The 26,100-nt window shown below is 49.9% G+C and carries 29 protein-coding genes; 2 read left to right on the top strand and 27 right to left on the bottom strand.

The annotated features are described in order from the left end of the window. Nucleotides 1–27: 27 nt before the first annotated feature. Nucleotides 28–2,343, top strand: coding sequence for a TonB-dependent receptor (locus ACJ8W9_RS09405; protein WP_411360028.1), 2,316 nt, complete (start codon nucleotides 28–30; stop codon nucleotides 2,341–2,343). A 12-nt stretch (nucleotides 2,344–2,355) separates the two neighbouring features. Continuing rightward, nucleotides 2,356–4,500, top strand: coding sequence for a dihydrolipoyl dehydrogenase (gene lpdA / locus ACJ8W9_RS09400; protein WP_411360913.1), 2,145 nt, complete (start codon nucleotides 2,356–2,358; stop codon nucleotides 4,498–4,500). 7 nt (nucleotides 4,501–4,507) lie between these two features. Here lpdA and ACJ8W9_RS09395 read toward each other — a convergent pair whose 3' ends face one another. The 27 genes from ACJ8W9_RS09395 to mnmG all read right to left on the bottom strand — a co-directional run bounded on the left by ACJ8W9_RS09395 (nucleotide 4,508) and on the right by mnmG (nucleotide 26,090). Then, entirely contained in the window at nucleotides 4,508–4,696 is a 189-nt protein-coding gene (locus tag ACJ8W9_RS09395) for a DUF6920 family protein (RefSeq protein ID WP_411360951.1), read from the bottom strand. Continuing rightward, nucleotides 4,689–6,485: a DUF4105 domain-containing protein gene (locus ACJ8W9_RS09390; protein ID WP_411359685.1), complete on the bottom strand. Its 1,797-nt coding sequence runs from the start codon at nucleotides 6,483–6,485 to the stop codon at nucleotides 4,689–4,691. The genes ACJ8W9_RS09395 and ACJ8W9_RS09390 overlap by 8 nt, the downstream gene beginning before the upstream one ends. A gap of 91 nt (nucleotides 6,486–6,576) precedes the next feature. Continuing rightward, a complete protein-coding gene (locus tag ACJ8W9_RS09385; protein WP_411359686.1) occupies nucleotides 6,577–7,077 on the bottom strand; it encodes a DUF3015 family protein in 501 nt (166 codons plus the stop codon). 17 nt (nucleotides 7,078–7,094) lie between these two features. After that, on the bottom strand, nucleotides 7,095–7,346 hold the full coding sequence (locus ACJ8W9_RS09380) for a hypothetical protein (RefSeq protein ID WP_411359687.1): 252 nt from the start codon (nucleotides 7,344–7,346) through the stop codon (nucleotides 7,095–7,097). Between the two features lie 38 nt (nucleotides 7,347–7,384). Continuing rightward, nucleotides 7,385–7,630 carry a GlsB/YeaQ/YmgE family stress response membrane protein gene (locus ACJ8W9_RS09375; RefSeq protein WP_411359688.1) on the bottom strand — a complete coding sequence of 82 codons (246 nt, stop codon included), beginning with the start codon at nucleotides 7,628–7,630 and terminating at the stop codon, nucleotides 7,385–7,387. A 91-nt stretch (nucleotides 7,631–7,721) separates the two neighbouring features. Continuing rightward, nucleotides 7,722–7,970 carry a hypothetical protein gene (locus ACJ8W9_RS09370; protein WP_411360912.1) on the bottom strand — a complete coding sequence of 83 codons (249 nt, stop codon included), beginning with the start codon at nucleotides 7,968–7,970 and terminating at the stop codon, nucleotides 7,722–7,724. 25 nt (nucleotides 7,971–7,995) lie between these two features. Then, a complete protein-coding gene (locus ACJ8W9_RS09365) occupies nucleotides 7,996–8,976 on the bottom strand; it encodes a hypothetical protein (RefSeq protein WP_411359690.1) in 981 nt (326 codons plus the stop codon). After that, complete coding sequence (locus ACJ8W9_RS09360) at nucleotides 8,973–9,317, bottom strand: hypothetical protein (protein ID WP_411360911.1); 345 nt, start codon at nucleotides 9,315–9,317, stop codon at nucleotides 8,973–8,975. The genes ACJ8W9_RS09365 and ACJ8W9_RS09360 overlap by 4 nt, the downstream gene beginning before the upstream one ends. Further along, nucleotides 9,314–9,661: a hypothetical protein gene (locus ACJ8W9_RS09355; RefSeq protein WP_411359692.1), complete on the bottom strand. Its 348-nt coding sequence runs from the start codon at nucleotides 9,659–9,661 to the stop codon at nucleotides 9,314–9,316. Before ACJ8W9_RS09355 ends, ACJ8W9_RS09360 begins: the two co-directional genes overlap by 4 nt. After that, complete coding sequence (locus tag ACJ8W9_RS09350; protein WP_411360910.1) at nucleotides 9,645–10,151, bottom strand: rod shape-determining protein MreB; 507 nt, start codon at nucleotides 10,149–10,151, stop codon at nucleotides 9,645–9,647. The genes ACJ8W9_RS09355 and ACJ8W9_RS09350 overlap by 17 nt, the downstream gene beginning before the upstream one ends. Before the next feature lie 75 nt (nucleotides 10,152–10,226). Then, entirely contained in the window at nucleotides 10,227–10,961 is a 735-nt protein-coding gene (locus ACJ8W9_RS09345) for an SIMPL domain-containing protein (RefSeq protein ID WP_411360909.1), read from the bottom strand. Continuing rightward, nucleotides 10,958–11,419, bottom strand: a complete 462-nt coding sequence (locus tag ACJ8W9_RS09340) for a hypothetical protein (RefSeq protein WP_411360908.1) — start codon at nucleotides 11,417–11,419, stop codon at nucleotides 10,958–10,960. Before ACJ8W9_RS09340 ends, ACJ8W9_RS09345 begins: the two co-directional genes overlap by 4 nt. A 2-nt stretch (nucleotides 11,420–11,421) precedes the next feature. Next, nucleotides 11,422–13,254: a glutamine--fructose-6-phosphate transaminase (isomerizing) gene (gene glmS, locus ACJ8W9_RS09335; protein WP_411359696.1), complete on the bottom strand. Its 1,833-nt coding sequence runs from the start codon at nucleotides 13,252–13,254 to the stop codon at nucleotides 11,422–11,424. Nucleotides 13,255–13,259: 5 nt separating this feature from the next. Further along, entirely contained in the window at nucleotides 13,260–14,624 is a 1,365-nt protein-coding gene (gene glmU / locus ACJ8W9_RS09330; RefSeq protein ID WP_411360907.1) for a bifunctional UDP-N-acetylglucosamine diphosphorylase/glucosamine-1-phosphate N-acetyltransferase GlmU, read from the bottom strand. A gap of 176 nt (nucleotides 14,625–14,800) precedes the next feature. Further along, entirely contained in the window at nucleotides 14,801–15,217 is a 417-nt protein-coding gene (locus ACJ8W9_RS09325; protein WP_034733580.1) for a F0F1 ATP synthase subunit epsilon, read from the bottom strand. 16 nt (nucleotides 15,218–15,233) lie between these two features. Continuing rightward, on the bottom strand, nucleotides 15,234–16,619 hold the full coding sequence (atpD, locus tag ACJ8W9_RS09320; protein ID WP_034733578.1) for a F0F1 ATP synthase subunit beta: 1,386 nt from the start codon (nucleotides 16,617–16,619) through the stop codon (nucleotides 15,234–15,236). Between the two features lie 39 nt (nucleotides 16,620–16,658). After that, nucleotides 16,659–17,531 (bottom strand): F0F1 ATP synthase subunit gamma, encoded by an 873-nt coding sequence (gene atpG / locus ACJ8W9_RS09315; protein WP_034733575.1) that lies wholly within the window; start codon nucleotides 17,529–17,531, stop codon nucleotides 16,659–16,661. Nucleotides 17,532–17,589: 58 nt separating this feature from the next. After that, the gene (gene atpA / locus ACJ8W9_RS09310; RefSeq protein WP_411360906.1) at nucleotides 17,590–19,131 is read right to left on the bottom strand and encodes a F0F1 ATP synthase subunit alpha; all 1,542 of its coding nucleotides are present in this window, start codon (nucleotides 19,129–19,131) and stop codon (nucleotides 17,590–17,592) included. 14 nt (nucleotides 19,132–19,145) lie between these two features. Next, a complete protein-coding gene (gene atpH, locus ACJ8W9_RS09305) occupies nucleotides 19,146–19,679 on the bottom strand; it encodes a F0F1 ATP synthase subunit delta (protein WP_411359699.1) in 534 nt (177 codons plus the stop codon). A gap of 18 nt (nucleotides 19,680–19,697) precedes the next feature. After that, nucleotides 19,698–20,168 (bottom strand): F0F1 ATP synthase subunit B, encoded by a 471-nt coding sequence (gene atpF, locus ACJ8W9_RS09300; protein WP_034733569.1) that lies wholly within the window; start codon nucleotides 20,166–20,168, stop codon nucleotides 19,698–19,700. A 48-nt stretch (nucleotides 20,169–20,216) separates the two neighbouring features. After that, nucleotides 20,217–20,450, bottom strand: coding sequence for a F0F1 ATP synthase subunit C (gene atpE / locus ACJ8W9_RS09295; RefSeq protein WP_034733567.1), 234 nt, complete (start codon nucleotides 20,448–20,450; stop codon nucleotides 20,217–20,219). 54 nt (nucleotides 20,451–20,504) lie between these two features. Then, nucleotides 20,505–21,362 carry a F0F1 ATP synthase subunit A gene (atpB, locus tag ACJ8W9_RS09290; RefSeq protein ID WP_411360905.1) on the bottom strand — a complete coding sequence of 286 codons (858 nt, stop codon included), beginning with the start codon at nucleotides 21,360–21,362 and terminating at the stop codon, nucleotides 20,505–20,507. A gap of 16 nt (nucleotides 21,363–21,378) precedes the next feature. After that, nucleotides 21,379–21,759: an ATP synthase subunit I gene (locus tag ACJ8W9_RS09285; RefSeq protein WP_411360950.1), complete on the bottom strand. Its 381-nt coding sequence runs from the start codon at nucleotides 21,757–21,759 to the stop codon at nucleotides 21,379–21,381. Between the two features lie 82 nt (nucleotides 21,760–21,841). Continuing rightward, a complete protein-coding gene (locus ACJ8W9_RS09280) occupies nucleotides 21,842–22,747 on the bottom strand; it encodes a ParB/RepB/Spo0J family partition protein (RefSeq protein WP_411359702.1) in 906 nt (301 codons plus the stop codon). A 14-nt stretch (nucleotides 22,748–22,761) separates the two neighbouring features. Next, nucleotides 22,762–23,559 (bottom strand): ParA family protein, encoded by a 798-nt coding sequence (locus tag ACJ8W9_RS09275; protein WP_411359703.1) that lies wholly within the window; start codon nucleotides 23,557–23,559, stop codon nucleotides 22,762–22,764. A 6-nt stretch (nucleotides 23,560–23,565) separates the two neighbouring features. Further along, a complete protein-coding gene (rsmG, locus tag ACJ8W9_RS09270; protein WP_411359704.1) occupies nucleotides 23,566–24,186 on the bottom strand; it encodes a 16S rRNA (guanine(527)-N(7))-methyltransferase RsmG in 621 nt (206 codons plus the stop codon). Between the two features lie 2 nt (nucleotides 24,187–24,188). Beyond that, complete coding sequence (gene mnmG / locus ACJ8W9_RS09265; protein WP_411359705.1) at nucleotides 24,189–26,090, bottom strand: tRNA uridine-5-carboxymethylaminomethyl(34) synthesis enzyme MnmG; 1,902 nt, start codon at nucleotides 26,088–26,090, stop codon at nucleotides 24,189–24,191. Nucleotides 26,091–26,100: the final 10 nt, after the last annotated feature.

Below are 26,100 nucleotides of genomic sequence, written 5' to 3'. Positions count from 1 at the left end.
ATCTGAGTTGGAGAGTTTTCGTTGAAAATACAGCCTTTATCCGCCGCCATCCTAATTGCATTGAGCGCTAACGCTAATGCACAACAGCAGAAGCCTGATGAAATCATTGAAGTGCGCGGTGAACAACGCGAAATCGTCTTACCCAGTGAGCAAGCGGTGGCAGGGCTTTTTGGTACCAACGACCAACTGCAAGATATTCCGCGCGCCGCGACGGTCATTACCGAATCACTATTGCGCGATGCTAATATCGATGATCTCCATGATATTGCCAAGTTTGCGCCCAATAGCCATGCGGCTGCGGGGTTTGGTAATCCGTCGCTACCCAGCATGCGGGGGCAACTTGGCGAGCTATTTAGTGGGGGGATGCGCCGCCAAGCGGGTAATAACGGTTTAGGTGTGCCTCTGTCATTGAATGCGTACGAGAGTATTGCGGTGGTTAAAGGCGCCCCGCCAGTGATGCTCGGCACCACCCAGCGCGTTGGTGGCTTCGTGAACTTACTACCTAAACGCGCGCGCACGGACCAAGACCGTACCGAACTCAGAGCGCGCTTGGGTGAATGGCAGCAGTACCGCTGGCAAGCCGACCACAACGCCGTCATTGTCGAGGGCGAGCAGGCCTTTCGCGCCAGCGTTGAAGTGATCGACGAAGACAGCTTCTACGACTACTCCCATTTGCGCAGCGACGATTTAACCTTGGCCTATGAGTGGACGCCGTCGGCAAACACGCGTTGGTCACTTAACTTTGAGTATTACGATGTTGATTGGACCGATAACGCCGGTATCAACCGCCCCACCCAAGCCTTGATTGACGATAACTTGTATATTACTGGCCAAGGACAGCAACCGAATGGTTCATTGGTGCCGGGCGCGGGCGCTATCATTAGCCCTACCGGTCAAGTTGAAATTGATCGCAGTACCGTGTTGACCGATCCATTAGATACCAACACCGCCGAAACCTACCTGATTCATTCAGTGCTGGAACAGCAGTTAGCCAGTGACTGGCTATTGGTGAATCGCACTTATTATCAGTACCTTGAGCGCGAAGGCATCAACCAAAACAGCTTCGTCGAAATTGTCGACGGTGCGCACACTTTTGAGCATCGCGTTGAGCTGCATTACCAAGAGAACACCACCCTGGGTGTTAACCTGCGCTATAACGATGTGTTGGGCTACAGCCAATTTACCACCGAAGCCGACAATCCAATTGATTTAACCGGCGCTTTGACGCAGCGCCGCATTCCTTTGACGCCGGCACAACAAGCACGGCTGGTTGAATTACGGCCTGGCTTGTTTGTCTCACCTGGGGCGCAGTACGATCTCAACAACGATGGTGTGGGCGACTTTAACCTGTCAGATACCACCGATTCGACCAGCTATCAATGGGGCGTATTCGCGCAACAACAGTGGGCGGCCTCTGAACAATTGCGCTTTACCGTGGGCGTACGCGCCGATTATTACGACGTCGAAGCGCGTGACCCTATTGCACCAGCCGGTGAGGTCGCCAAGCAAGACAACCATAGCGATTGGCTAACGGCTGCCAACCTTGCCGTACAATACGACTGGTCGCCTGATTTAACCTTCTTTGCTACTGCTTACGAAAGCGATTCAACGTCGAACTCGATGGCGGGCGGCAATGTTCTTAATGCCGACGGTATTATCGACCCACAGAACTTTGCGACCGAAAACAGTCTCTACGAAGTCGGCGTGAAGTATGCGCCAGCTGGCGCGCGGTGGTATGCCGATGCCGTATGGTTTGATCAAACGCGCAGCCTGCGCAACCGCGACGGCTCGAACAGTGGCATTGCCAGCGAAGGTCTTGAGCTGCAATGGCATTATCGCCACGAACAGGGCTTTTGGGCCACCTTAGCAGCAAGCTACATTGATGCGTATTGGGATAATTCGGCATCGTTCCAAGGTACGGGACAGGTTGCCGACGCTTTTGATAATTCACGTCCCGATATTATTAACGGTACCGGTGTTGGCTCGCCTAATTTCACTGCGTTTGCCGCCTCGACTCAACAGCTTCAAGGTGTTCCCGAGGTACAGGCCAGTGCGGTCGCTGGCTGGCAAATAGATGAAAGCTGGTCGATAGGTGGTGATATCAGCTACACCAAGTCGTATCCGTTGGATTTTTTACAAACCGTGATGATTCGCGACCAGCATCAAGTGAACGTGCATGCGCAATATCGTATTACCCCACGTTTACAAGCGCGGCTTGATGTTATCAATGTGACCGACCAAGATAACTGGGCTCCGGTATTTGAAGGTGGCTATTTTGGCGCAACCTTGGCGTTTCCATCGTTGCCGCGTCACGCTCAGCTAAGCTTAAGCTATCGCTTTTAATAGGACGGATTCATGTCGTTGAAAAAACTACTGTTCGTGGTTGTACTGGCAGCCTTGATTGCTAGCGTCTGGGTGTTTGACTTGACCCAATATTTGACCTTGGAACAACTCAAGCAACAACGCGAACAGCTGGTTACGTTAGTGGCCGAACAGCCATTACTAATGTTTGGTAGCTACTTTTTACTGTACATACTCTGTACCGCACTCTCGATTCCAGGTGCGACCGTGCTAACCCTCGGTGCAGGGGCGATTTTTGGTCTTGGCTGGGGCTTATTGCTCGCGTCATTCGCCAGCTCAGTCGGCGCTTTATTAGCCTTTTTAAGTGCGCGCTGGTTGTTTCATGATTGGGTGCAACAGAAATTCGGCAAACGCTTGCAAACCATTAACGAGGGCGTTCAACGCGACGGCGCTTTTTACCTGTTGAGCCTACGCTTGGTTCCGCTGTTTCCATTCTTCGTCATTAACTTAGTGATGGGTCTAACCAAAATAAAAGCTTGGACTTACTACTGGGTCAGCCAACTGGGGATGTTTTTGGCGACTGCGGTGTACGTCAATGCTGGCACCCAGCTAGCTGAAATTAGCCGCTTGCGTGATGTGTTCTCGGCCGACTTGCTCGGCGCCTTGGTGCTGCTTGGTATTGTTCCTATTATTGCCAAGATCCTTTTAAGCGTACTGAAAAGACGCCGCGCTTACCGTGGTTTTAACAAACCCAAATCCTTTGATAATAACTTGATTGTGATTGGTGCTGGCTCAGCTGGGTTGGTGAGTGCTTACATTGCTGCAGCAGTAAAAGCGAAAGTGACACTGATTGAAAAAGCTGAAATGGGTGGGGACTGTCTGAACACTGGTTGTGTACCATCGAAAGCCCTGTTGCATGTCGCCAAAACCATTCGACAAACGCAGCACGCACGCGAGCTTGGCGTGCAAACCAGCATCGAGCAGATAGATTTCGCCCGGGTCATGGATGAGGTACAAAAAGTCATTCAACGCATCGCTCCGCACGACTCTGTCGAACGCTATACCGAATTAGGTGTTGATGTCATCCAAGGTGAAGCCACCATTGAAAGCCCCTGGCGAGTGCGGGTCAAAACCGCAACTGGTGAGCAAAGTCTCAGTACTCGCAGCATTATCATTGCAACCGGTGCAAAGCCATTGGTGCCTGCGTTCGTAGGTCTCGAGCAAATAGACTATTTGACCTCTGATTCGTTGTGGCACTTACGCAGCTTACCAAAGCGCTTGTTGGTGTTAGGTGGTGGGCCGATTGGTTGCGAATTAGCGCAAGCGTTCCAATTGCTTGGTAGTCAGGTCACCATTGTCGAAATGGGCCCGCGCTTGCTCGCCAATGAAGACCCAGACACCAGTGCTTTGTTACAAAATCAACTGCGTGCAGACGGGGTCGACTTACGTCTGAATCACAAAGCTGAACGCTTTAGCGTCAACGCCGACGGCGAAAGCCTATTGCATGCAGAGCATGAAGGTGAAGCAGTGGAGCTGGCCTTTGATCGCGTGTTGATAGCGCTTGGACGGCAGCCGAATACGCAAGGCTTTGGGTTAGAAGAAATCGGCGTCGAGGTGGATAAAACGTTACAGGTAAATGCCTTGCTGCAAACCAACTTTCCCAACATCTATGCTTGTGGCGATGTTGCCGGTCCTTACCAATTTACCCATGTGGCGTCGCATCAAGCGTGGTATGCCGCCGTGAATGCCTTATTTGACCCGTTTAAGACCTTTAAGGCCGATTATTCGGTGATCCCTTGGGTCACTTATACCACACCCGAAATAGCCAACGTGGGACTCACTGAGCAAGCCGCACAGCAGCAAAACACCGATTATGAAGTGATTGAGTATGATATCAGCGATATGGACCGCGCGATTGCCGATCAACAGGCCTATGGCCGCATTAAAGTGCTAACGGAACCGGGTAAAGACAAAATTCTCGGCGTCAATATTGTTGGTGCACAAGCGGGTGAATTGTTGGCTGAATATGTATTAGCTATGAAGCATGGTATTGGTTTAAATAAAATCCTTGGCACTATTCACAGCTATCCGACCATGTCAGAGGCGAATAAATATGTCGCTGGACAATGGAAGCAAGCGCATAAGCCGGAAAAACTGTTGGCATGGGTGGCGAAATTTCACCGCTGGCGCCGCCGTTAACGAGGACTTACAACAGGGTGTGGGTGATGTGCTCGATCTGACCTTGCCACACTGGCGCGAGACGGTTGTTGAGGTACCACCCAACCTCCCCAAAAAACGGCACATGCACGGCTCCTTTGGTACGATAGTCGCTAAAACGACCTTCCCAAGGTAACAATTGATAGCCCTTGTTCTGCTTGGCATAGCGATCACCAATACCAAGACCAACTCAGGGCAAGCGTGGACGCGTTTTGATGCGCTAAGCTTAGGCGAAAATCTTGATTTTTGCCAAGGTGAAATGCGATTTCACAGCCGATAAACCATTGTTTATCAAGCCGTTGAGCTGTATCCCATTCATAACGCGTGCGACATTGGCTGCGTGCACCCGACCAGTCCGCAAGCCAGGTCAGTTGCGGACTCAAAACTACAGCCCCCAGTTCCACGCTCGGATCGCGCAGCTCAGCGCGCAACGCCGCATCGAACCAATGCGCGTCACCTGCTTTGAAAGCTTTACCGTAGCTACCGAGCAACTGAGGGCTTAAGTCGTCGACCGTTTGCCTAAGGCGGTCCCGTTGCCAACCTAGGTTGAGTCCCCACGAAGCACCGCCATCGCCTGGCATGCCTGTCGCGCTGTAGTTCAGGGTATGTAATCGTAACAACCAAGCGTGTTCAAGTTTCAGCTCTTGCTCGGTCAGGCTGACGCCCATTTCTGCCATCGTCAGGGTGGCGTTTTCGAGGCGTCCTTGCTGGCGCTGCAAGACATCGTAATAAGCGGGGCGAAAGCTAAGGGTTAACGCATTTTCATGGCTATCGTTTAGATCCGACTGCTGCCATCCCACGCGCAACATACTTGGCTCTTGTCCTGTTTCCGGTGCAGAACCTTCACGCTGTTGCCACTGCGGGTTATTCCCCATTGGCATTAACATTCTCGCGCGTAGCAGTGTGGTTTTCTCTGCCTCCAACCGCTGTTTGAGTTCAGGGTCGTTGTGCTCTTGGCTCAGTCGATAGGCATAAAAGTCAGTCAACGCCGCAATAACACGCAACTGCGAAGTCGACTCTGTAGTTGCGAGCGTGGCGGGTTGCGGCGATTGCAGCCATGCCACTGCCAGCGCTTGTTCAGCGTCTTGCAACTGCTGCCACTTTTGCTGAAAGCGGTGGAGCCGCGAGGGCTGCAATCTTCGCTTTTGCACCGCTGGCTGACCATCAATGGTCGCCATGCTTAAACGTTTAATAATATCCGCAGGTAAAACAAAGGGGTCGCCACGCGCCACTAATGTTTGATCGGTCACTAATTCAAGCGCACGAGCCATGTGATAAGCACAGTTGCGGCTACTGAAAAAATAGGTGTAGTCGGTTTCCAGCAACTCCCACAAATGCCAAATGAGTAGCTGGCTTTGCTGCGCGTTGGTCGCAAGGTCATAACTCCACAAGTCGCGGAGCTCTGCTTCGGCGTAGTTAATGTCGTAGCGATAGTAATGACTGGTTGAAAAGGCGGCTTGGTAACCACCAAACAGACCTTTAGTGATGTACACAACTGGATTTTCATCGTCCGGCACGCGTGCACCAAAGTTAAAGCTATTGGCCAGTAACTTTTGCGTGTCATCGGCAGTGCGATCACCTACCCGAATCAGCATATGGCCATAAAAACTAGCAGGGTTGTCGAGAAACCCATCGGCAAAAATAACACTCACTTGATCGGCCGCTTGACCATTAAGCCACTTTTGTAAGACTGTACATTGCTGCGGGTCAAAATTGCTGATCACACCTTTTTGCTGTAACCAAGCTGCACGGGCAGGGTAGCGACACATTTGCTCGGGCTGTTGGGCGAAGGTGCTGACCGTCGCTTGAAGTTCTGCTAATGGCTGCGTTGCACCGTTTTCGGCAAGAAAAAATGCTGCTGTTTCAATTTCGCTCTGGCGAGTTCCGACTGGCACATGCAGCAACGCACGCCAAGTCTTACTTGCCGCCAGCGACTCGTGGTTGGCGCCGTGAGCAACGGAGCTCATGGCAGCAACTATTAGCATTAAAAGCCAAGGATACATAGGCAAATAAAAAGCCCCGCATGCTTAGCGGGGCTCTTCCTTCAGTCTTTACGCGTTAGCTTGCTGAGCAAGCAGTTACAGCATCAGCTGCAGTGTAGTAAAGAGACTCCGCTTTTTGCGCTTGGTCTTTTGCGGCAAAGTCTGCCGCAGCCATGTTCTGTGCGTAATCTGTACGCAATTTTGCGATTGCCGCCGGACGTTGCTCAGCTGCACAGCCCATCAATTGCAGCATGGCATTCAGGTGTTCACCTTCGCCATAAGCTAGCTGCTCTTCGATTTGTGCGTAAGATTCGGTCACAAAGATTGCGGTGAATTGCCCAGAACCTTCACAGGTCTCGGCCGAAACAGTTGCTGAAGTGACTGCAGTTGTACCCAAATCCCAAATAATATTTGAGATGGCTGCCGCAAGACCGTGATTTGGGAAAATCATGGCACCGATACCACACTGTTGCCAAGGATTCAGACCATTGAAAGCCTCTGCTTTGGCTGCAGGTGCAGCCACCATGTTCGCAGCTAACAAAGTACCAGCCGCTGCTAAAATAAGTTTACGTGTCATCTCGTGATTCCTTTTTGTTATTTAACCATGACCTTTCCACCGACAATTTTGTAGGCTGGAGCGCCGCGTATCATAGTCTCTCTGGCGAACTCCTGTCCACAACAGGGACACACACCGACAACATTAGTGTGGTCTTCAACGATACGTTCAACAAAACACTTAACCAACGCACCTTTACCGCCCTTGCGATACTTATAGAGAAGCGAGCGACATTTGCCACAACTTATTTGTACGGTACGTTGCGGTTGCTTTTTACGAGGTTTAGCCATAGCGCACGATCTTACTGGGCGCTATGGCAAATGCAAGGCTAGGCTTTCTTCAGTGCGCGTACGATAACTAATAACACGACCGCACCTATCGTTGCGACAACAATACTCCAAATAATGCCGCCGCCGCTGTTCACGCCGAGTAGGTCGAATAAAAAGCCACCCAACATCGCGCCGATAATGCCGATAACGATATTACCAAGAATCCCAAAACCACCGCCTTTCACTAGCGTTCCTGCTAACCAACCGGCGACCAAACCTACCAACAAAAACCATAAAAAGCTCATTGGATGTTCCTTCTTATTATGAATTGAGAGTGCGATAACGCACTCCTAAACATAGCAAAGAACTGTATTTTTGGTAGGCGTTGACGATTTCTTAACGTTTCAGGGTAATGACTTTTGCGAGCAACTGATCGCCTTCGTCGGTGTTGATTGCGTAAAGTGTCCAAACAAATGCCAACCCCCATACAATGGCGTGCGTTTGCCAGGCATCGAAGGAGATACTGAAAGCAAAGCTCAATAACCAAGCGATTAAGTAAACGAGAAGAGCCGAAGGAAGGCAAATAATGGCAAAACCGAGCATAAAGATAAAAGCGGTCAGAGGTTTTTGTAAAATAGGATGCATTAAAAACTCACTAATCGGTGTTTCGCTAACCACCTTGAGCAGCGAAAAAATCATTGATGCGTTGAATGTCGGCTAGCAGTGTAGCCTGTGTACGCTCGATTTGCAGCCGTTCTTCGTCGCTCAATTCGGCATGCAGCAGCAATAGTTCGATTTGTTTCAAGCGCTGCTCATGCAAAGCGATAATGTTGCGCTGTAACATCGCTCGTTGCTCAGGTTTGCTCCGCTCATAAAAATCTCGCAAGCTCTCATCTGTCAGACTTTTGTTGCCGATAACCCCCTCTTTGATACGCTCGGCCGTAGCACCAGAAAAGGTGAGCTGATCGAATTTGCCGCCTTTGGTTTCCAGAATAAAATCCACAAACGCCATATTGCCGGCCTGCAGCGCCTCATTAAATAACTGCTGATGATGTTCCGGACCTAATCCAGTTGACTCATACCACATCTCTAACAACTCAAGGTCTGATTGACGCGCCATCACGCGCCGCCATTCGTCATTACTTTCCATGCGCGACCCCAAATCAAGAAAACGATTGAGCATCTCCGCATCCATGTTCTCAGATGCCATCAGCGCAAAAAACAAAGGTGAGAAACCTTCAAAGCCACGGCGCGTAGCAAAAGTGTCATTGGCTTCTAGATAGCCTTGTTCCAACATTACCAAGAGAATGTCAGCGATCAGATCTTGCGCGAGAGGGTCATTTGAAAGCGCGATGAGTAACTCACGGTCACGTAAATCTTTAAATTTCTCGACTGCCGCAAGCACACGTTGTTCGTGTGCCGTGAGCGTTTCTTCATCGGTGGTGGAGCTTACGGTCGGCGCACGCGAAAATTGACTTTCAGCTGCAACAGGAGCCTGAATAAGTTGCTCTTCAGTTGCAGCTTCAATAGCTGGTGAAAAATGACGCGTTGTTGGTTCTAGCTGAGTGACGACTTCATTCTGAGCTGCCCAATACTGCAGCCCTAAGAAAGCAAAAAAAAGCGCGACTAACCCAGTAATCGCCCACTTCATTCGCGCACCGTAACTCGCATAGTGAGTTGACCGATGCTCACTTCGGCAGGTTGATTCGCTTCAACCACAAGTGTCGGGCTCATATTCGACCCAGCTGTCGACACCTCACTTACTAAGCGATAGCGACCTGGCGTATTCTCTGCTGTTACCGTAAGCGCCAGCGAGTAACCTTCGACACCACTGACTTCAATCGATGCTGGTTCGGCGTCGCGCACCTGAAGTACGGGTTCGCCCACCACTTTGCCGTTACTCAATAACGTGGCATGCACGGTATAGCTGTTTTCGGCAGCAGCCGCTGCTACCGTAATTAATGCAGTCATTCCCATCAGCAATGTTTTCATAAGCTTTCCCATTCATCTTGTTTACGTAAGCGGACGCCGTCGACCACCATATACCAGTGACCGTTCTCTTGGTAGGGCGGCTCGCTGACCACGAAGGTCGTGGTCAGTAAACCAAATCCCACTGCAAAATCATTGCCGTTAAACTCTTGTAACGGCCCGTTAATCGATACCTTTCCGCCATTTTTTAAACGCTCATACGACACAGTTCCATCGGCGAGGATCAACAGCACCATTTCCTTGCTGCGCCACTCCCCCACGTAATCTAGTTTGTCCTGTGGAAGCGGTTTGGCACAGCCGACTAACAGCAACAACCAAAGCACTATTAAGCTAGTTCTTTTTATCATTATCCTGTTCCAGCAAATCCTGAACTGTCTCGTAGGTTTGTGCGCGTGTGTTAATGCGTTCACCAACGTGGATCTTTATTGCCCGCGCTCCACACCCCAACGCAAGCTCACGAAATACCCGCAGTTCAATATCTGTAAGACCGCCTTCGAGCTTCTCCAACGGGTGCATAATCAGTCGCGGAGCAGGGCGGATCCTACTTTTGCTTAGCTCTTTTACACCCCACAACAGTAGTTTTTCGGCGAGTTGAAAGTTGGCAACTAACACGCGAGGATGTGCAAAAGGATTGACTATCTCCACCTGTTCACCCGTGAAGCTGCGAGCCTGCGCGCCAACCGCTTTGATCACCTGCTGACCCCGCTCCGTCGCGATCGCCAACAAGGGCTCATACTCCAGTACCTCGTGCGTCTCGAATTTACGCAAGGTAATGCGATGCTCGGCAAGCTCAACCACCGCATCATAGGAAAAGAGACTTTGCAGCGCTTTGAACACCGTTAACCCTGCTCGGGTTGAAATGGCTGTTGCGGCGGTGCGATATACGAAAGTTGATTCATAGGTTGCAGGTCCTTATTGCAGCTTATAGATGACATTGATGGTTTTTTGAATCTCGATAAATTTCGGAATGAAAATTGAATTCCCGCGCGATCCGGTCACGCTTATGCCGGCCGTATTTCCGTAACCATCGCTCAAACCGAAAGTCGCGAAGAACGAACTAAATGAACCTGAATCATTGAACGCAAACACCGAACCAAGCTCAACGTTTAGTCCTTTCGCCATAATGGCTGCTTTTTTACGCGCCTTGTTCGCTGCCTCAGCAATTAATTCAGCCTCAACTTCACTGCGTTTAGATGAGGAGAATTGCGTGCCGATACCTTCGACATGATCCAGGGTCAGCAGTTTTTCCATTAATTGCACGTAACGCTCGAGATCAGCCAATTTGATGCTGACGCTGCGACTGAACTCATAGCCCAGGATTTCGAGCTCGTTATAGTCATCATCGCGTTGCCGTTTAGCGCGCTTATCGACCTCGTAGGCAGTGATCGCCTCAGGCGCTATACCCAGCTGCTCCGTGAGTGCCACCACGGCGTTCATCGTCGCTACCATGGTCGCATTCGCTGGCTCGGCTTGCTGCGCAAAAGCGATAATTTCAAAACTGACGAGCGCTTCGTCTGGCCGCACATTCTTCGATGCGCTCTCTTCGACAGTGACAAACGGAAAGTCGGGCAACGACGATGCGTGACTTGAACTGCTAAACACCGTGAGTATTAGAAATGCGATAACTACCTGATAAATCGCTTTCATTTTACAACACCTTCAGCTGTAGAGGAGGTGTGTTTTTGTGTGTAAGTCTGCTCAAACGATACCACCGCCGCGCAAATACCGCTAACCACCAGCAGCGCGATTGAACTTACGATGCTCCATACGCCGCCAACGATAGCGAGCGCGGTGTAGTCTCTACTGACTGGAAATTGGGGGTGCATTTGCATGCCGTTACCCATATCAATGGTTGTCGCAGATTCTGCTCCTAAAAAAGGTATCGCTGCAAAAAGCACTATCGCAACGACAAAGAGAACGGCGCCAATGACCGCCAACAAGCGCGCCACGTAAAGTAAAACGAGCAGATTTTCGGATTGTAGACGCGAGTAAGGTATAAATTTCATAGGTGAATCGCTTTGTTGTAATTGTGTAAACAACTTAGCGACTTCGGCATTGAATTGCAATGAAAAAGGGCGCCGTAGCGCCCTTTTCAATACCTTCAACGTTACTCAACCGTGACCGATTTCGCCAAGTTGCGTGGTTGGTCGACGTCGGTGCCTTTGATGATGGCAACGTAGTACGACAGCAACTGTAGTGGAATGGTGTAAACGATTGGGGCGATGAGTTCGTCGCAGTGGCCAACGTTCATCACGCGCATGGTGTCGTCACTCTTGAAGTGGGCATCGCGATCGGCGAATACGTACATGATACCGCCACGGGCGCGCACTTCTTCGACGTTTGATTTAAGCTTCTCGAGCAGCTCGTCATTCGGTGCAACCACGATAACCGGCATCTCAGCGTCAATCAGTGCCAATGGACCGTGCTTGAGTTCGCCAGCGGCGTACGCTTCGGCATGAATGTACGAGATCTCTTTCAGTTTCAAGGCGCCTTCCATCGCAATCGGATATTGCGAACCACGACCGAGAAACAAGCTGTGATATTTGTCGGCAAACTCGGGGGCGAGTGCTTCTATGTTGTCACTCAACAACAAGGCTTCTTCAAGCTTCGCTGGCAATGCTTTCAAGCCGGCAACGATTTGTTGCTGTTTATCGCCACTTAAGCCGCGTGATTGGCCTAACGCTAACACTAACATCAACAAGCCCACCAATTGGGTAGTGAAGGCCTTGGTTGAGGCAACGCCGATTTCAGTACCGGCACGGGTCATATAGGCGAGATCGGATTCGCGTACCATTGACGAGGTCGCTACGTTACAGATGGTCAATGAACCTTTGTAGCCGAGCTCTTTCGACAAGCGCAGCGCGGCCAAGGTATCCGCAGTTTCGCCGGACTGCGAAATGGTCACCAACAAACTATTGGCATGCACATGCGACTGGCGATAACGGAATTCAGAGGCGATTTCGACGTTACACGACACGCCAGCTAGAGCTTCGAGCCAGTAACGCGCGACCATCCCAGCGTGATAGGATGTGCCACAGGCGACGATTTGCACGTGCTCAATATTTTTCAGCAACTGCATAGAGCCTTCACCGAAAGCGTTGTCGGCCACACGACCTTCAACTAGGCGGCCTTCAAGCGCGTTGCGCACAGCAGCAGGCTGCTCATGGATTTCTTTCAACATGAAGTGACGGTAGTTGCCTTTGCCACCCGCGTCGTATTGACCGTCTGACTCGTGGATCGCACGCTCAACGCGTTGACCATTGGTGTCATAGACTTTCACGTCAGTACGCGTAATGTCCGCCATGTCACCTTCTTCGAGGTACATAAAGGTATGGGTTACTGGTAACAGCGCCAATTGGTCAGAAGCGATAAAGTTCTCGCCAATACCTAGGCCAATCACCAGTGGGCTGCCTGAACGTGCGACCACCAGACGGCCCGGCTCACGGCAATCCATCACCACCGTGCCATAGGCACCTTCAAGCTGCTTCACGGCGGCCTGTACCGCTTCAAATAAATCACTGTGCGATTTCTGCTCATGATGCACTAGGTGGCAGATCACTTCAGTATCGGTATCCGATTGGAATTCGTAACCCAACGCGCGCAGTTGCTCACGTAGTTTATCGTGATTTTCGATGATGCCGTTGTGCACTACGGCAATACAGTTATTCGAAACATGCGGGTGGGCGTTGGCTTCGGTGACGCCACCATGGGTCGCCCAACGGGTGTGGGCGATACCAGTGGTACCCGCGAGCGGGTGCTCACCCACGGCGTCTTTTAGCGCTTGTACCTTGCCGGTACGACGCACGGTTTCAATCCGGCCGTCTTCGCTCAATACCGCTAAACCGGCAGAGTCGTAGCCACGGTATTCAAGGCGTTTGAGGCCTTCTAATAGAATTTCGCTGATACGGCGCTCAGAAGTCGCACCTACAATCCCACACATACTGCTTATCCCTTTTTCTGTGGCCGTTGCCAGCCAGTAATGTTGCGTTGCTTACCGCGCGCAATGCCCAATTCGTCATCCTCGACGTTTTTGGTAATGGTTGAGCCCGCGCCTACGGTGGCTTGTTTACCTACGCGTACGGGCGCGACTAACGAGCTATTCGAACCAATGAATGCACCATCGTCGATTTCAGTAACCGATTTATTAACACCATCATAATTACAAGTGATGGTGCCAGCGCCAATATTGACGCCATCGCCGACAATTGCATCGCCCAAATAGGTCAAATGATTCGCTTTTGAACCTTTGCCTAAGCGCGTTTTTTTCATTTCGACGAAGTTACCCACTTTCGCACCTTGGGCCAGCACTGAACCGGGGCGTAAACGCGCGTAGGGGCCGACTTCACAATGCTCCGCTACGTCCGCTTGCTCGACAATACTATGGGACTTGATCTGGGTATGCGCGCCAATGCGGCAATTTCGCAAGATGCAGTTGCTTTCGATCACAACCCCTTCACCCAGTTCCACTTCACCTTCAAAAATCACGTTTACATCAATCACCACATCGTTGGCAATTTGCACCTTACCGCGCACATCAACACGCGCAGGGTCGAGCAGGGTGGCGCCGTCAACCATCAATTGCTGGGCTTGGCGCAGCTGGTAAGCGCGCTCAAGCAGCGCCAGTTGCTGGCGATTATTCACACCTTGCACCTCGGCAAATTCCTGTGGCTGTGCGTAAGCTATCTCAACATTTTCGGCAGCCGCCATTTGCACGATGTCGGTCAGGTAATATTCACCTTGCGCATTGTCATTGGAGAGCTGACTCAACCAACGTTTTAACGCTTTACCGCTGGCCATCATAATGCCGGTATTGATTTCGGTAATTTTTAGTTGCTCGGCTGACGCGTCTTTATGTTCAACAATGCCGACGATGGCATTATTGCTGTCGCGAATCATTCGTCCGTAGCCGGTCGGGTCGGGGACATCCACGGTGAGAATGGCAAAATCGGTGGTTTTTCCCACCTCAACGAGCTTTTGTAAGGTTTCAACTCGCGTAAGTGGCACGTCGCCACACAAAATCAACACGTGTTCATCGTCGTTCAAATATGGCAGAACTTGCTGCACGGCATGACCGGTACCCAATTGCTCTGCTTGTTCGACGAAGTTAAGTTGCTGCCCACCAAGCCGCTCAAGTAGCGCCTCGGCACCATGGCCGTAAATCACATGAATGGCGTTAGCATTGAGCTGACGAGCGCTATCGATCACGTGTTGCACCATCGGTTTATGGGCAACTGGATGCAACACTTTTGGCAATGCCGAACGCATGCGGGTGCCCTTGCCAGCGGCAAGTACCACTACACTCAAAGACATGAATCCTTCCATTTGTTGGTGGTTAATATTTAGTACTCTATTTTAACGCCATTACAGTAAATTAACAGGCGAAAAATAGCGTTGTAGCGCCTAAGCTTAGCGACTTTGCAGAATATTTGCACAAACAAAAAGCCCAGCACTAGGCTGGGCTTTATCATGTACTCGGCTGGAGCAAATTATTTGCGGATTTTGCGAATAATCTGCAATTGTGCCAACGCCCGCGCAAGTTCGGCAGCCGCTTCTGCATAGCTGAGATCCGAACTTGAATCGGCGATTGCTGCTTCAGCGCGTTTTTTCGCTTCAAGTGCTTGTTGTTCATCAAGCTCTTCACCGCGAACCGCTGTATCAGCCAGAACCGTGACGTTGTGCGGCTGCACTTCCAGCACACCACCTGCAACGTAGATGATTTCTTCATCACCGCCTTGTTTCACGACCCGCACCATACCTGGTTTGATTTTCGTGATTAACGGCGCGTGACCAGGGTAGATACCCAACTCACCTTCGCTACCGGTCACTTGCACGGTCTCAACGGCGCCAGTAAACAAACTGTCTTCAGCGCTGACCACGTCAAGGTGTACAGTTTTTGCTGCCATTTAAACCTCCCGGTTCTTACATTTTCTTGGCTTTTTCGACCGCTTCTTCGATGCTGCCAACCATGTAGAACGCTTGTTCTGGAAGGTCGTCGTAATCACCGTTTAAGATGCCTTTAAAGCCAGCAATGGTGTCTTTCAATGCAACGTATTTACCAGGTGAACCGGTGAATACTTCGGCAACGAAGAACGGCTGCGACAAGAAACGTTGAATCTTACGCGCACGTGATACGGTCATCTTGTCTTCTTCTGACAATTCGTCCATACCCAAAATGGCGATGATATCTTTCAGTTCTTTGTAACGCTGCAACACCGACTGTACGCCACGAGCTGTCTCGTAGTGTTCTTTACCGATCACTAACGGGTCCAGCTGACGTGAAGTTGAATCGAGTGGGTCAACCGCTGGGTAGATACCCAAAGACGCGATATCACGTGACAATACAACCGTCGCATCCAAGTGCGCGAAGGTGGTTGCTGGTGATGGGTCAGTCAAGTCATCCGCAGGTACGTATACCGCTTGGATTGACGTGATTGAACCGGTCTTGGTTGAAGTAATACGTTCTTGCAATACACCCATCTCTTCAGCAAGTGTAGGCTGATAACCTACTGCTGATGGCATACGACCCAACAATGCTGATACTTCGGTACCGGCTAGGGTGTAACGATAGATGTTATCGACGAAGAACAATACGTCACGACCTTCGTCACGGAACTTCTCTGCCATGGTCAAACCGGTCAACGCAACGCGCAAACGGTTACCCGGAGGCTCGTTCATCTGACCGTAGACCAATGCTACTTTGTCGAGTACGTTTGAATCTTTCATCTCGTGATAGAAGTCGTTACCTTCACGGGTACGCTCACCAACACCTGCGAATACTGAGTAACCGCTGTGCTCGATTGCGATGTTCCGGATCAACTCCATCATGTTTACGGTTTTACCTACACCGGCACCACCGAACAGACCGACCTTACCACCTTTGGCGAACGGGCAAATCAAGTCGATAACTTTGATACCTGTTTCCAAAAGTTCAGTCGCATTTGACTGTTCTTCATACGAAGGTGCAGCGCGGTGAATTGACATGCGCTCTTCTTCGCCGATGTCACCCGCTTCATCAATCGGGTCACCTAATACGTTCATGATACGACCGAGGGTCTGTTTACCCACAGGTACCATGATAGGTTCACCGGTATTTTCAACGCTAGTGCTACGACGCAATCCGTCGGTAGTACCAAGTGCGATTGCGCGCACGATACCGCCGCCTAACTGCTGCTGTACTTCCAGGGTCAGACCCTTGAGGTCACCGTCGGTCACCTTCAGCGCGTCGTAGACCTTTGGCACTGACGATTGTGGAAATTCGATATCCACAACGGCGCCAATTATTTGCACGACCTTACCTTGACTCATGACATTTCCTCTAACTCTAAAATTCTTGCAAGCTTCGCCTTAAACCGCTTCGGCGCCCGATACAATTTCCGAAATTTCCTGCGTAATCGCTGCCTGGCGTGCTTTGTTGTACACCAATTGCAACTGATCGATGAGGTCTTCGGCGTTGTCGGTAGCGGCTTTCATTGCCACCATCCGCGCTGCCTGCTCACTCGCAATGTTGTCCACCACACCTTGGTACACCGTTGATTCAACGAAACGACGAATCAAAGTATCAAGGATTGACTGTGGATCTGGCTCGTACAAGTAGTCCCAGCTACCTGACTGTACGCGTTCACGCTCTTCACCGTCAGCTTTTGGCAACGGTAGCATTTGCGCTATCGTTGGCTCTTGCTTCATGGTGTTAACAAACTTGTTGTACACCACGTAAAGACGGTCGATGCTGCCCTTGTCGAACGCATCTAGCATGACTTGTACCGTACCGAGCACATCATTTACGCTTGGCTTGTCACCAAGCCCAGACGTTTGTGCGAGTAAACGGCCTCCAAAGCGTTTAAAGAAACCCGTTGCCTTGCTGCCGATGGCTGCAAAATCGACTTCGACGCCGTTATCTTGTTGTGCTTTAGCATGCTTCACCACCGCTTTAAATTCGTTGGTGTTCAAGCCGCCACACAAACCGCGGTCAGTTGAAATCACAATGTAGCCAACTCGTTTCACTTCACGTTCTTCTAAGAACGGATGCTTGTATTCCAAGTTAGCGTGGGCAACATGGCCGATCACCTTGCGAATGCTGTCGGCATACGGGCGGCTAGAAGCCATCCGTTCCTGCGCCTTTTTCATTTTTGACGCAGCAACCATCTCCATTGCACTGGTGATCTTCTGAGTATTGTTAATACTCCCGATCTTGGTTTTTATCTCTTTACCGCCGGCCATGATAATCTCCTGTTAACTCAACGACGTGTGGCCACTCTTTCGATGTGGCCACTTCGGTTTACCAAGTTTGCGTTTGTTTGAAGGTTTTTAAGCCTTCATGCAACTTGGCTTCGATGTCGTCGTTATAGTTGCCAGTTTTATCAATATCAGCCATCAGATCGGCGTGCTCGCTACGCATGTAGCCGATTAATGCACGTTCGAAGTCGAGGATCTTGTCTTGTGCCACATCTTTCAAATAGCCTTTTTCAGCCGAGAAGATAGACACAGCCATGTCCGCAACGCTCATTGGCTCATATTGGTTCTGTTTCATCAGCTCAGTGACGCGCTGACCGTGTTCTAGCTGTGCGCGTGTTGCTTCATCAAGGTCAGAAGCAAACTGGGCGAACGCCGCAAGTTCACGATACTGGGCCAATGCCAAACGAATACCACCACCAAGCTTCTTAATGATCTTGGTCTGTGCAGCACCACCAACACGTGATACCGAGATACCTGCGTTAACAGCAGGGCGGATACCGGCGTTGAACAAGTCAGTTTCTAGGAAGATCTGACCGTCGGTGATAGAGATAACGTTGGTCGGTACGAACGCCGATACGTCACCTGCTTGGGTTTCGATGATTGGCAACGCGGTCAATGAACCGGTTTGGCCTTTCACTTCGCCGTTAGTATATTTTTCAACGTAGTCAGCATTCACTCGGGCTGCACGCTCTAGTAGGCGTGAGTGGAGGTAGAATACGTCACCAGGGTAAGCTTCACGACCTGGCGGACGACGTAGCAACAATGAAATTTGACGGTAAGCAACAGCTTGCTTCGACAAATCATCGTATACGATCAACGCGTCTTCACCGCGGTCACGGAAGTATTCACCCATGGTACAACCAGAGTAGGCTGCCAAGTATTGCAACGCTGCTGATTCAGAAGCAGATGCTGCAACGACAATGGTGTTGTCCAAAGCGCCGTGCTCTTCAAGTTTGCGCACAACTGATGCGATAGTCGATGCTTTCTGACCGATAGCAACGTACACACACTTGATGCCAGTGTTCTTCTGATTAATGATGGCGTCCACTGCCAACGCGGTTTTACCGGTTTGGCGGTCACCGATCACCAACTCACGCTGGCCACGACCGATTGGAATCATCGCATCGATTGATTTGTAACCAGTTTGTACTGGCTGATCAACCGATTGACGTTCGATAACGCCAGGTGCGATTTTTTCAACAGGCTCAAAACCGTCCGCGTCGATTGGACCTTTACCGTCGATTGGCTCACCTAGGGTGTTGACGACACGACCTAACAGAGCGCGACCTACTGGTACTTCCAAGATACGGCCAGTTGATTTTACTTTTACGCCTTCTTGCAGATCCGCGTACGGACCCATGACAACGGCGCCTACAGAATCACGTTCTAAGTTCAACGCGATAGCGTAACGATTGCCAGGAAGCTCAATCATTTCACCTTGCATACAATCAGCAAGGCCATGAATGCGGATGATACCGTCGGTTACAGAAACGATAGTACCTTCGTTACGAGCTTCACTGACCACTTCGAACTGTTCAATTCGTTTTTTGATCAGCTCTGCGATTTCATTTGAATTCAGTTGCATGCTCAAGTCCCCAATTAGGATTGCAGTGCATGGGCAAGCCGTTCGAGCTTACCGCGCACCGTACCGTCAATAACGGTGTCACCAGCTTTAATGTATAAGCCACTGACAATCGCTGCATCGACACTGCAATTCAGCTTAACTTTGCGTGAAAAACGTTTTTCCAACGTCTGCGCTAGATTGTCCTGCTGTTGCTGCGTCAATTCAGTCGCAGCAGTCACTTCTACCGTTACTTCTTTTTCGTAATCGGCGCGAAGGTCAGCGTAATGCTGCACAACAGCTGGTAATGCTTTTAAGCGTTCGTTTTCTGCCATCAAGCGGACAAAGTTCTGGCCATGTTGGTCCAGTTGTTCACCACAGACATTAATGAAAACGTCGACTTTTTTCTCTAGCGTTTCGGCGCTACTCAAAAAGGCTGACATAACGTCGTCTTCTGCTACCGCAGCAGCAAAAGCGATCATCTCATGCCATTTTTCGATAGCGCCTTTCTCTAATGCAAAATCAAAAGCTGCTTTTGCATAGGGGCGAGCAACCGTAGTCAATTCTGACATTTGCACAAACCCCTTTGGTTAGAGTTCAGCGACCAGTTTTTCAACGATGTCACTGTGAGCGTCTTTATCAATTTCACGCTCGATGATTTTGCTTGCACCAGCAACGGCAAGTACCGCCACTTGCTTGCGCAATTCTTCACGTAAACGGTTACGCTCTGCGTCGACTTCGGCGTGACCAGCGGCAACGATTTTCTCGCGCTCTTGCTCACCACGCTTTTTGCCTTCTTCAATCGTTTCGTCCGCGCGTTTTTTCGCTTGGGCAATGATTTCAGCAGCTTGCGCTTTCGCGTCTTTAAGTTCGTCAGCTACTTTAGCCTGCGCTTCTTCAAGACGCTTCTCAGCTTTTTCACCAGCAGCAAGGCCGTCGGCAATTTTTTTCTGACGAGCTTCAATCGCATTGTTCAGCGGTGGCCAAACAAACTTCATGCAGAACAGCACGAAGACGATAAACGCGATTAATTCACCGATCAGGGTCATATTTAAACTCATAGACCCACCCTCCTATTCGTTCAGTTGTTCGAAATGATGTAACGAGCCTTACAGAACGAACAACAGAACCATGGCGATACCAACACCGATCATTGCTACCGCATCGATCAGACCCGCCAAGATGAACATTTTAACTTGCAGAGAAGGCGCTAATTCTGGCTGACGTGCACACGCTTCCAAGAATTTACCACCCATGTTACCGAAACCAACTGCAGTACCGATTGCACCGAAACCGATCAAAAGTGCTACAGCGATATATTTAAGACCTAACATTAGTTCCATTGTTTTCTCCGATATTTCAAAGGTTGAAGTTAAAAATAAAAGTTAATACCAAAACTAGTGACTTTCTGAGCTAGCCATACTTAAGTAAACGATGGTCAGCATCATAAAAACGAACGCTTGCAGCACGATTACCAGAATATGGAATACCGCCCAAACGAAGTGCAGTGGCAACTGCAATAAGCCAATGGCACCAATCAAGATGAAGATCAATTCACCCGCATACAAGTTACCGAACAGACGCAGCGCGAGCGAGAAAGGCTTCGCTACTAACGCGATGGTCTCTAGCAACAAGTTGAACGGAATCAATAAGATTTGTACAAAGGTGTTGCTAGAGTTGAACGGATGCAAAGTAAGCTCTTTGATGAACCCACCAACACCCTTCATGCGGATACCGTAGCCAATCATCAACAAGAATACGCCCAGCGCCAATGCCGCTGTCATGTTGATATCGGTAGTAGGTACGATCTTCATGTACACGTCGTGAGAGTCGACGCCGAAGAAGGTTTCTCCGGTCCAACCGGCAAACGCAGGTAAGAAGTCAACTGGAATCAAGTCCATCAGGTTCATCAGGAAGACCCAGACGAAGATGGTCAACGCCAATGGCGCGATCAATTTACTCTTGCCGTGGAAGGTATCGCGCACGTTGTCAGATACGAATTCAACGATCATTTCGATGAAACACTGGAGCTTGCCAGGTACACCGGTGTTCGCTTTTTTCGCCGCGCTACGGAATATCATCAAGAACAGAATGCCCAGTCCGATAGACCAAGCGAGTGTGTCAATATGCCACGTCCAGAACCCGGCTTCACTACACGCTTTATTAAAGGCAAAACCGTCATCGGTCATGCACATTTTAGCGTTCGTCAAGTGGTGCTGAATGTGGCTTTGGAGCGTTAACTCTTCTGCAGCCATCTTAATTCCCACAATTTTAAGTTGATTTTAAAAACAAAATCGGTGCTAGCCATTGCACGACCAGAACTGCGATGTAGCCGCTACAAACCGCTACTAGCGGGAGCGTTGTTAACACCAACAGTGCTACGAGCAACACTACGGTAAAGATTATTTTTAATGCTTCACCGGCAAAAAAATTGCTGACGACTTGCGTTGCCGCCCGCGCGCCGCCTGCAGCAAAAGCGCGCCATGCAAAGAGTGCGGTTGGAATCATCACGGCCATGCCGCCGCCAACAACACCCCAAAAATATTCGTATGAGGTCGCCATGGAAAAGAAACAGGCCAGCAGAAAAATTGTTCCTGCTTGGGCTCGCAATAGCTTTATCGCTAGTTGTTTTCCGGCGCTATTTAACGTCACATTCACGGGCTAAGAACCTCAAGGTAAAAGCCCGCGATAGTATAAAGATTTGCGCTCTAATTGCAACAAAATGCAAACTGCTTTAGGCGTCTTCGCTTAATTGAAAGTGCGTAAGGATTCCGTCGAGTTCATCTAAGCTACTGTAATTAATCACCACTTTACCTTTACCTTTACGGCCGTGGTTAATCGCAACAGCTGCACCTAAACGTTCACTTAAGCGCTGCTCAAGGCGCTGAATATCTGCGTCTGGCTGCTTTGGAGCGGCAGGTTTTTTCGGTTCTAGCGTTAACCGCACTAGCTTTTCAGCTTCGCGCACAGTCATCGCTTTAGCAGCGATGGTACGAGCGATTTCGCTTTGCTGTTCGCCTTGTAGGGCAAGCAGGAGTTTGGCGTGGCCATGTTCGATATCGCCACGTTCAAGGAGGGTTTTCGTTTCTTGTTCTAAGTTATTTAAACGCAATAGATTGGTGACAGTCGCACGCGATTTACCAACTGCATCCGCTACTTCTTGATGGGTAAGTTGGAATTCATCGAGCAAACGCTGTAACGCCGTGGCTTCTTCCATTGCATTTAAGTCTTCGCGCTGAATGTTTTCAATCAACGCAATCGCCACTGCAGCTTCATCAGGTACGCTTTTGACTAAGCAAGGAACTTCGCTGAGACGCGCCATTTGCGCTGCTCGCCAACGGCGTTCACCGGCGATAATTTCATATTTGTCAGTTTCTAACTCGCGCACGACGATGGGCTGAATGATGCCTTGCGCTTTTACCGACGCGGCCAGATCTTCAAGTGCTTCAGGCGACATATCTTTACGCGGTTGGTATTTACCTGGCTGCAAAAATTCGATGGGCAGTTTCTGCAGTTCACCTTTGGTCAGGTCAACATCCTTGACTGCGTCATCACTGCTTTGTTCTTGATCACGTGCATGCTTGCTAGTGGTCAGTAACGCATCTAATCCGCGTCCAAGTCCTCGTTTTTTGGCAGACATAGTGCTTGCTTCCCTCAGGCTTCAGCCGCTGATTCGGCTTTTTTTAGTTGTTCTGCGCGGCGAATGAGTTCACCAGCTAGCGAAAGATAGGCTTTGGCACCCGTCGACGATTTGTCATAGTACATGGCAGGTGCGCCGAAGCTTGGTGCTTCAGCTAAGCGCACATTGCGTGGAATCACGGTACGATAGACTTTCGCACCAAAGTGCGCCTTCAACTGCTCGGAAACGTCATTGGCCAGACGGTTACGCGGATCATACATGGTACGCAAAATGCCTTCGATTTGTAATCTTGGATTCACCGCTTCAGCAAGGCGTTCAATGGTATCCATGAGCGCTGTAAGACCTTCAAGTGCGTAATATTCACATTGCATTGGCACCAATACTGAATCGGCAGCCGCCATCGCATTGACGGTCAACATACTCAGTGAAGGCGGGCAATCGATGAAAATAAAATCGTAGTTATCTTGCACCGGTTTTAGCGCATTGGCTAAGCGTTGCTCACGCGCAAAGGCTTCCATGAGCTTCACGTCAGCTGCTGTTACATCACCATTTGCTGCAACTAGGTCATACTTCCCGTTGGTTTCGGTAACGATAACTTCACTTGCTGGCTTCTGATCGACTAACAGTTCGTAAGCCGTATTTTCGACTTCATACTTATCGACACCACTTCCCATAGTGGCGTTACCTTGAGGATCTAAGTCAATCAGCAGTACTCTGCGTCGGGTTGCCGCCATCGAGGCAGCCAAATTCACTGCAGTGGTCGTCTTACCGACGCCGCCTTTTTGATTTGCGATTGCAATGATTCTACCCACGTGACGCTAACCTCTTGTTTTTATAATAAGTAAATGACGCTCGGCAGCGACGTCAGGCACTTTAAGTGGAATGACGTCGGTCACAGTAAAGTTGGCTGGTAAAGCCGCTATTTCTGCTTCGGGATAGATGCCTTTCAGGGCATAAAATGCGCCGTCAGCAGAAGGTAAGTGCGCGCACCAAGTGAGCATATCACTAAGCGAGGCGAAGGCTCTACTTATCACACCATCAAATTTAGTCGGGTCTTGGTAATCTTCCACTCGACTTTGCACCGCTTTAACATTCTTAAGCCCCAGCTCGTGACAGACCTGGCGGATAAACCGAATGCGTTTGCCTAAGCTATCTAACAATACAAATTCGCGATCAGGGCAGACGATGGCCAGCGGTAACCCTGGTAAGCCGGGCCCGGTGCCGACATCGATAAAGCGTTTACCCTGTAGATGCGGTAACACTACCAAACTATCGACAATATGGCGACTGAGCATTTGCTGCGGATCGCGCACCGAAGTTAAATTGTAAGCCTTATTCCATTTATCGAGCAAGGCGACCAATTGCAACAACTGCTGTTGCTGCGCTGCCGGGATATCAAGACCGGCAGCATCAATAAGTTGAGCTAATTTTGCTTGCATGCTTATGCGCTTTTCCGTAGCAACCCTTGTTTTTTCAAATGCACCAACAGCATCGAAATCGCCGCGGGTGTGATACCCGAAATACGTGCCGCTTTGCCCACGGTCTCGGGCTGATGCGCGTTCAATTTGGCGATAACTTCGTTCGACAAGCCCTTGATGCTGGCGTAATCGAAATTCAATGGTAATTTGGTATTTTCGTGGCGCAACTGCTTGGCAATTTCGTCTTGTTGACGCGCGATATAACCAGCATATTTAGTTTGAATTTCAACCTGTTCAGCGGCTTCTTGATCGCTTAAACCTGGACCTAAATCGCTAATTTGCATCATCGCTGCATAAGTAATTTCCGGACGACGGAGTAAATCTTCACCGTTTACTTCTTTGGTGATCGGCGTTTTTACCAACTCGTTAACTGCGGTTACAGCTGGATGATCTTTGTGGATCCAAGTGCTACGCAAACGTTGTTGCTCTTGTGCTATGGCTTCCATTTTTTCGTTGAATCGTGCCCAGCGTGCATCGTCAACTAAGCCGAGTTCACGGCCTTGTTCGGTTAGACGCATATCCGCGTTATCTTCACGCAGTAGCAAGCGATATTCAGCACGCGAAGTAAACATGCGATAAGGTTCTTTGGTGCCAAGGGTCGAGAGATCGTCGATCAATACGCCCATGTAGGAATTATCGCGACGTGGTGCCCATGACTCTTTATCTTGCGCTTGTAACGCGGCATTTAAACCGGCCACCAGACCTTGTGCACCGGCTTCTTCATAGCCCGTGGTACCGTTAATTTGCCCAGCAAAAAACAACCCGTGAATATATTTGGTCTCTAGCGTCTGTTGCAGATCACGCGGATCAAAGTAATCATATTCGATCGCGTAGCCAGGGCGCGTAATGTGCGCATTTTCAAAGCCTTTAATCGAACGTACTAGTTCAACTTGAACATCAAATGGCAAACTGGTTGAGATGCCATTTGGATAGACTTCATGAGTGTTCAAACCTTCCGGCTCGACGAAAATCTGGTGAGAATTTTTGTCAGCAAAGCGCATGACTTTGTCTTCGATGGACGGACAATAACGTGGACCGACGCCTTCGATAACGCCCGAATACATCGGTGAACGATCTAAACCACCACGGATAACTTCATGGGTTTGATCGTTAGTGTGCGTGATGTAGCAACTTATTTGCTGAGGATGATCCTCAGGTTTACCCATAAACGAGAATAACGGCGTGGGTGTATCGCCAGGTTGTTCTTGCATCACTGAAAAGTCAATTGACTTGGCATCAATGCGAGGGGGTGTCCCGGTTTTTAAGCGGTCGACTCGCAGTGGTAACTCACGTAAGCGTTTTGCCAAAGCATTGGCTGGAGGATCACCTGCACGTCCGCCCTGGTAATTATTCAAACCAATATGAATTTGTCCGCCTAAAAACGTTCCTACGGTCAAAACAACGGTTTTCGCACTGAATTTCAAGCCCATTTGGGTAACAACACCAACGACACGATCATTTTCAACGATCAAGTCATCGCAGGCTTGTTGGAACAAGCTTAGATTTTCTTGGTTTTCGAGCAGACTTCGAATAGCAGCTTTGTACAACACACGATCGGCTTGTGCGCGGGTTGCTCGAACGGCTGGGCCTTTCGATGAATTTAGCGTGCGAAATTGAATCCCTGCACGATCAGCAGCCATTGCCATGGCACCGCCTAAGGCATCAATTTCTTTTACCAAATGGCCTTTACCAATACCACCGATGGCTGGGTTACATGACATTTGTCCCAGTGTCTCGATATTGTGCGTCAGCAACAACGTTTGACAGCCCATGCGAGCTGCAGCAAGCGCTGCTTCGGTACCGGCATGTCCTCCACCAACGACAATAACGTCGTAATGCTGATGGCAAGAAGCGTGGTTTGACATAAAGCTTTCC

It is taken from the genome of Pseudidiomarina salilacus (assembly GCF_047323925.1).
GTDB lineage: Bacteria > Pseudomonadota > Gammaproteobacteria > Enterobacterales > Alteromonadaceae > Pseudidiomarina > Pseudidiomarina salilacus.
The sequence above is the reverse complement of the archived record's forward strand: the minus strand, read 5'-3'. Positions and strand labels throughout refer to the sequence as shown.

What these genes read in the sequence shown, in the direction of transcription:
- ACJ8W9_RS09370 (WP_411360912.1), bottom strand. Translation starts at nt 7,970, where the DNA reads ATGCATCCTATTTTACAAAAACCTCTGACCGCTTTTATCTTTATGCTC.
- glmS (WP_411359696.1), bottom strand. Translation starts at nt 13,254, where the DNA reads ATGTGTGGGATTGTAGGTGCGACTTCTGAGCGCCGTATCAGCGAAATT.
- ACJ8W9_RS09280 (WP_411359702.1), bottom strand. Translation starts at nt 22,747, where the DNA reads ATGTCTGCCAAAAAACGAGGACTTGGACGCGGATTAGATGCGTTACTG.
- ACJ8W9_RS09390 (WP_411359685.1), bottom strand. Translation starts at nt 6,485, where the DNA reads ATGAGCTCCGTTGCTCACGGCGCCAACCACGAGTCGCTGGCGGCAAGT.
- atpA (WP_411360906.1), bottom strand. Translation starts at nt 19,131, where the DNA reads ATGCAACTGAATTCAAATGAAATCGCAGAGCTGATCAAAAAACGAATT.
- ACJ8W9_RS09385 (WP_411359686.1), bottom strand. Translation starts at nt 7,077, where the DNA reads ATGACACGTAAACTTATTTTAGCAGCGGCTGGTACTTTGTTAGCTGCG.
- ACJ8W9_RS09325 (WP_034733580.1), bottom strand. Translation starts at nt 15,217, where the DNA reads ATGGCAGCAAAAACTGTACACCTTGACGTGGTCAGCGCTGAAGACAGT.
- lpdA (WP_411360913.1), top strand. Translation starts at nt 2,356, where the DNA reads ATGTCGTTGAAAAAACTACTGTTCGTGGTTGTACTGGCAGCCTTGATT.
- ACJ8W9_RS09380 (WP_411359687.1), bottom strand. Translation starts at nt 7,346, where the DNA reads ATGGCTAAACCTCGTAAAAAGCAACCGCAACGTACCGTACAAATAAGT.
- atpE (WP_034733567.1), bottom strand. Translation starts at nt 20,450, where the DNA reads ATGGAACTAATGTTAGGTCTTAAATATATCGCTGTAGCACTTTTGATC.
- ACJ8W9_RS09365 (WP_411359690.1), bottom strand. Translation starts at nt 8,976, where the DNA reads ATGAAGTGGGCGATTACTGGGTTAGTCGCGCTTTTTTTTGCTTTCTTA.
- ACJ8W9_RS09375 (WP_411359688.1), bottom strand. Translation starts at nt 7,630, where the DNA reads ATGAGCTTTTTATGGTTTTTGTTGGTAGGTTTGGTCGCCGGTTGGTTA.
- glmU (WP_411360907.1), bottom strand. Translation starts at nt 14,624, where the DNA reads ATGTCTTTGAGTGTAGTGGTACTTGCCGCTGGCAAGGGCACCCGCATG.
- atpF (WP_034733569.1), bottom strand. Translation starts at nt 20,168, where the DNA reads ATGAGTTTAAATATGACCCTGATCGGTGAATTAATCGCGTTTATCGTC.
- atpH (WP_411359699.1), bottom strand. Translation starts at nt 19,679, where the DNA reads ATGTCAGAATTGACTACGGTTGCTCGCCCCTATGCAAAAGCAGCTTTT.
- atpB (WP_411360905.1), bottom strand. Translation starts at nt 21,362, where the DNA reads ATGGCTGCAGAAGAGTTAACGCTCCAAAGCCACATTCAGCACCACTTG.
- ACJ8W9_RS09360 (WP_411360911.1), bottom strand. Translation starts at nt 9,317, where the DNA reads ATGAAAACATTGCTGATGGGAATGACTGCATTAATTACGGTAGCAGCG.
- atpD (WP_034733578.1), bottom strand. Translation starts at nt 16,619, where the DNA reads ATGAGTCAAGGTAAGGTCGTGCAAATAATTGGCGCCGTTGTGGATATC.
- mnmG (WP_411359705.1), bottom strand. Translation starts at nt 26,090, where the DNA reads ATGTCAAACCACGCTTCTTGCCATCAGCATTACGACGTTATTGTCGTT.
- ACJ8W9_RS09345 (WP_411360909.1), bottom strand. Translation starts at nt 10,961, where the DNA reads ATGAAAGCGATTTATCAGGTAGTTATCGCATTTCTAATACTCACGGTG.
- ACJ8W9_RS09355 (WP_411359692.1), bottom strand. Translation starts at nt 9,661, where the DNA reads ATGATAAAAAGAACTAGCTTAATAGTGCTTTGGTTGTTGCTGTTAGTC.
- atpG (WP_034733575.1), bottom strand. Translation starts at nt 17,531, where the DNA reads ATGGCCGGCGGTAAAGAGATAAAAACCAAGATCGGGAGTATTAACAAT.
- rsmG (WP_411359704.1), bottom strand. Translation starts at nt 24,186, where the DNA reads ATGCAAGCAAAATTAGCTCAACTTATTGATGCTGCCGGTCTTGATATC.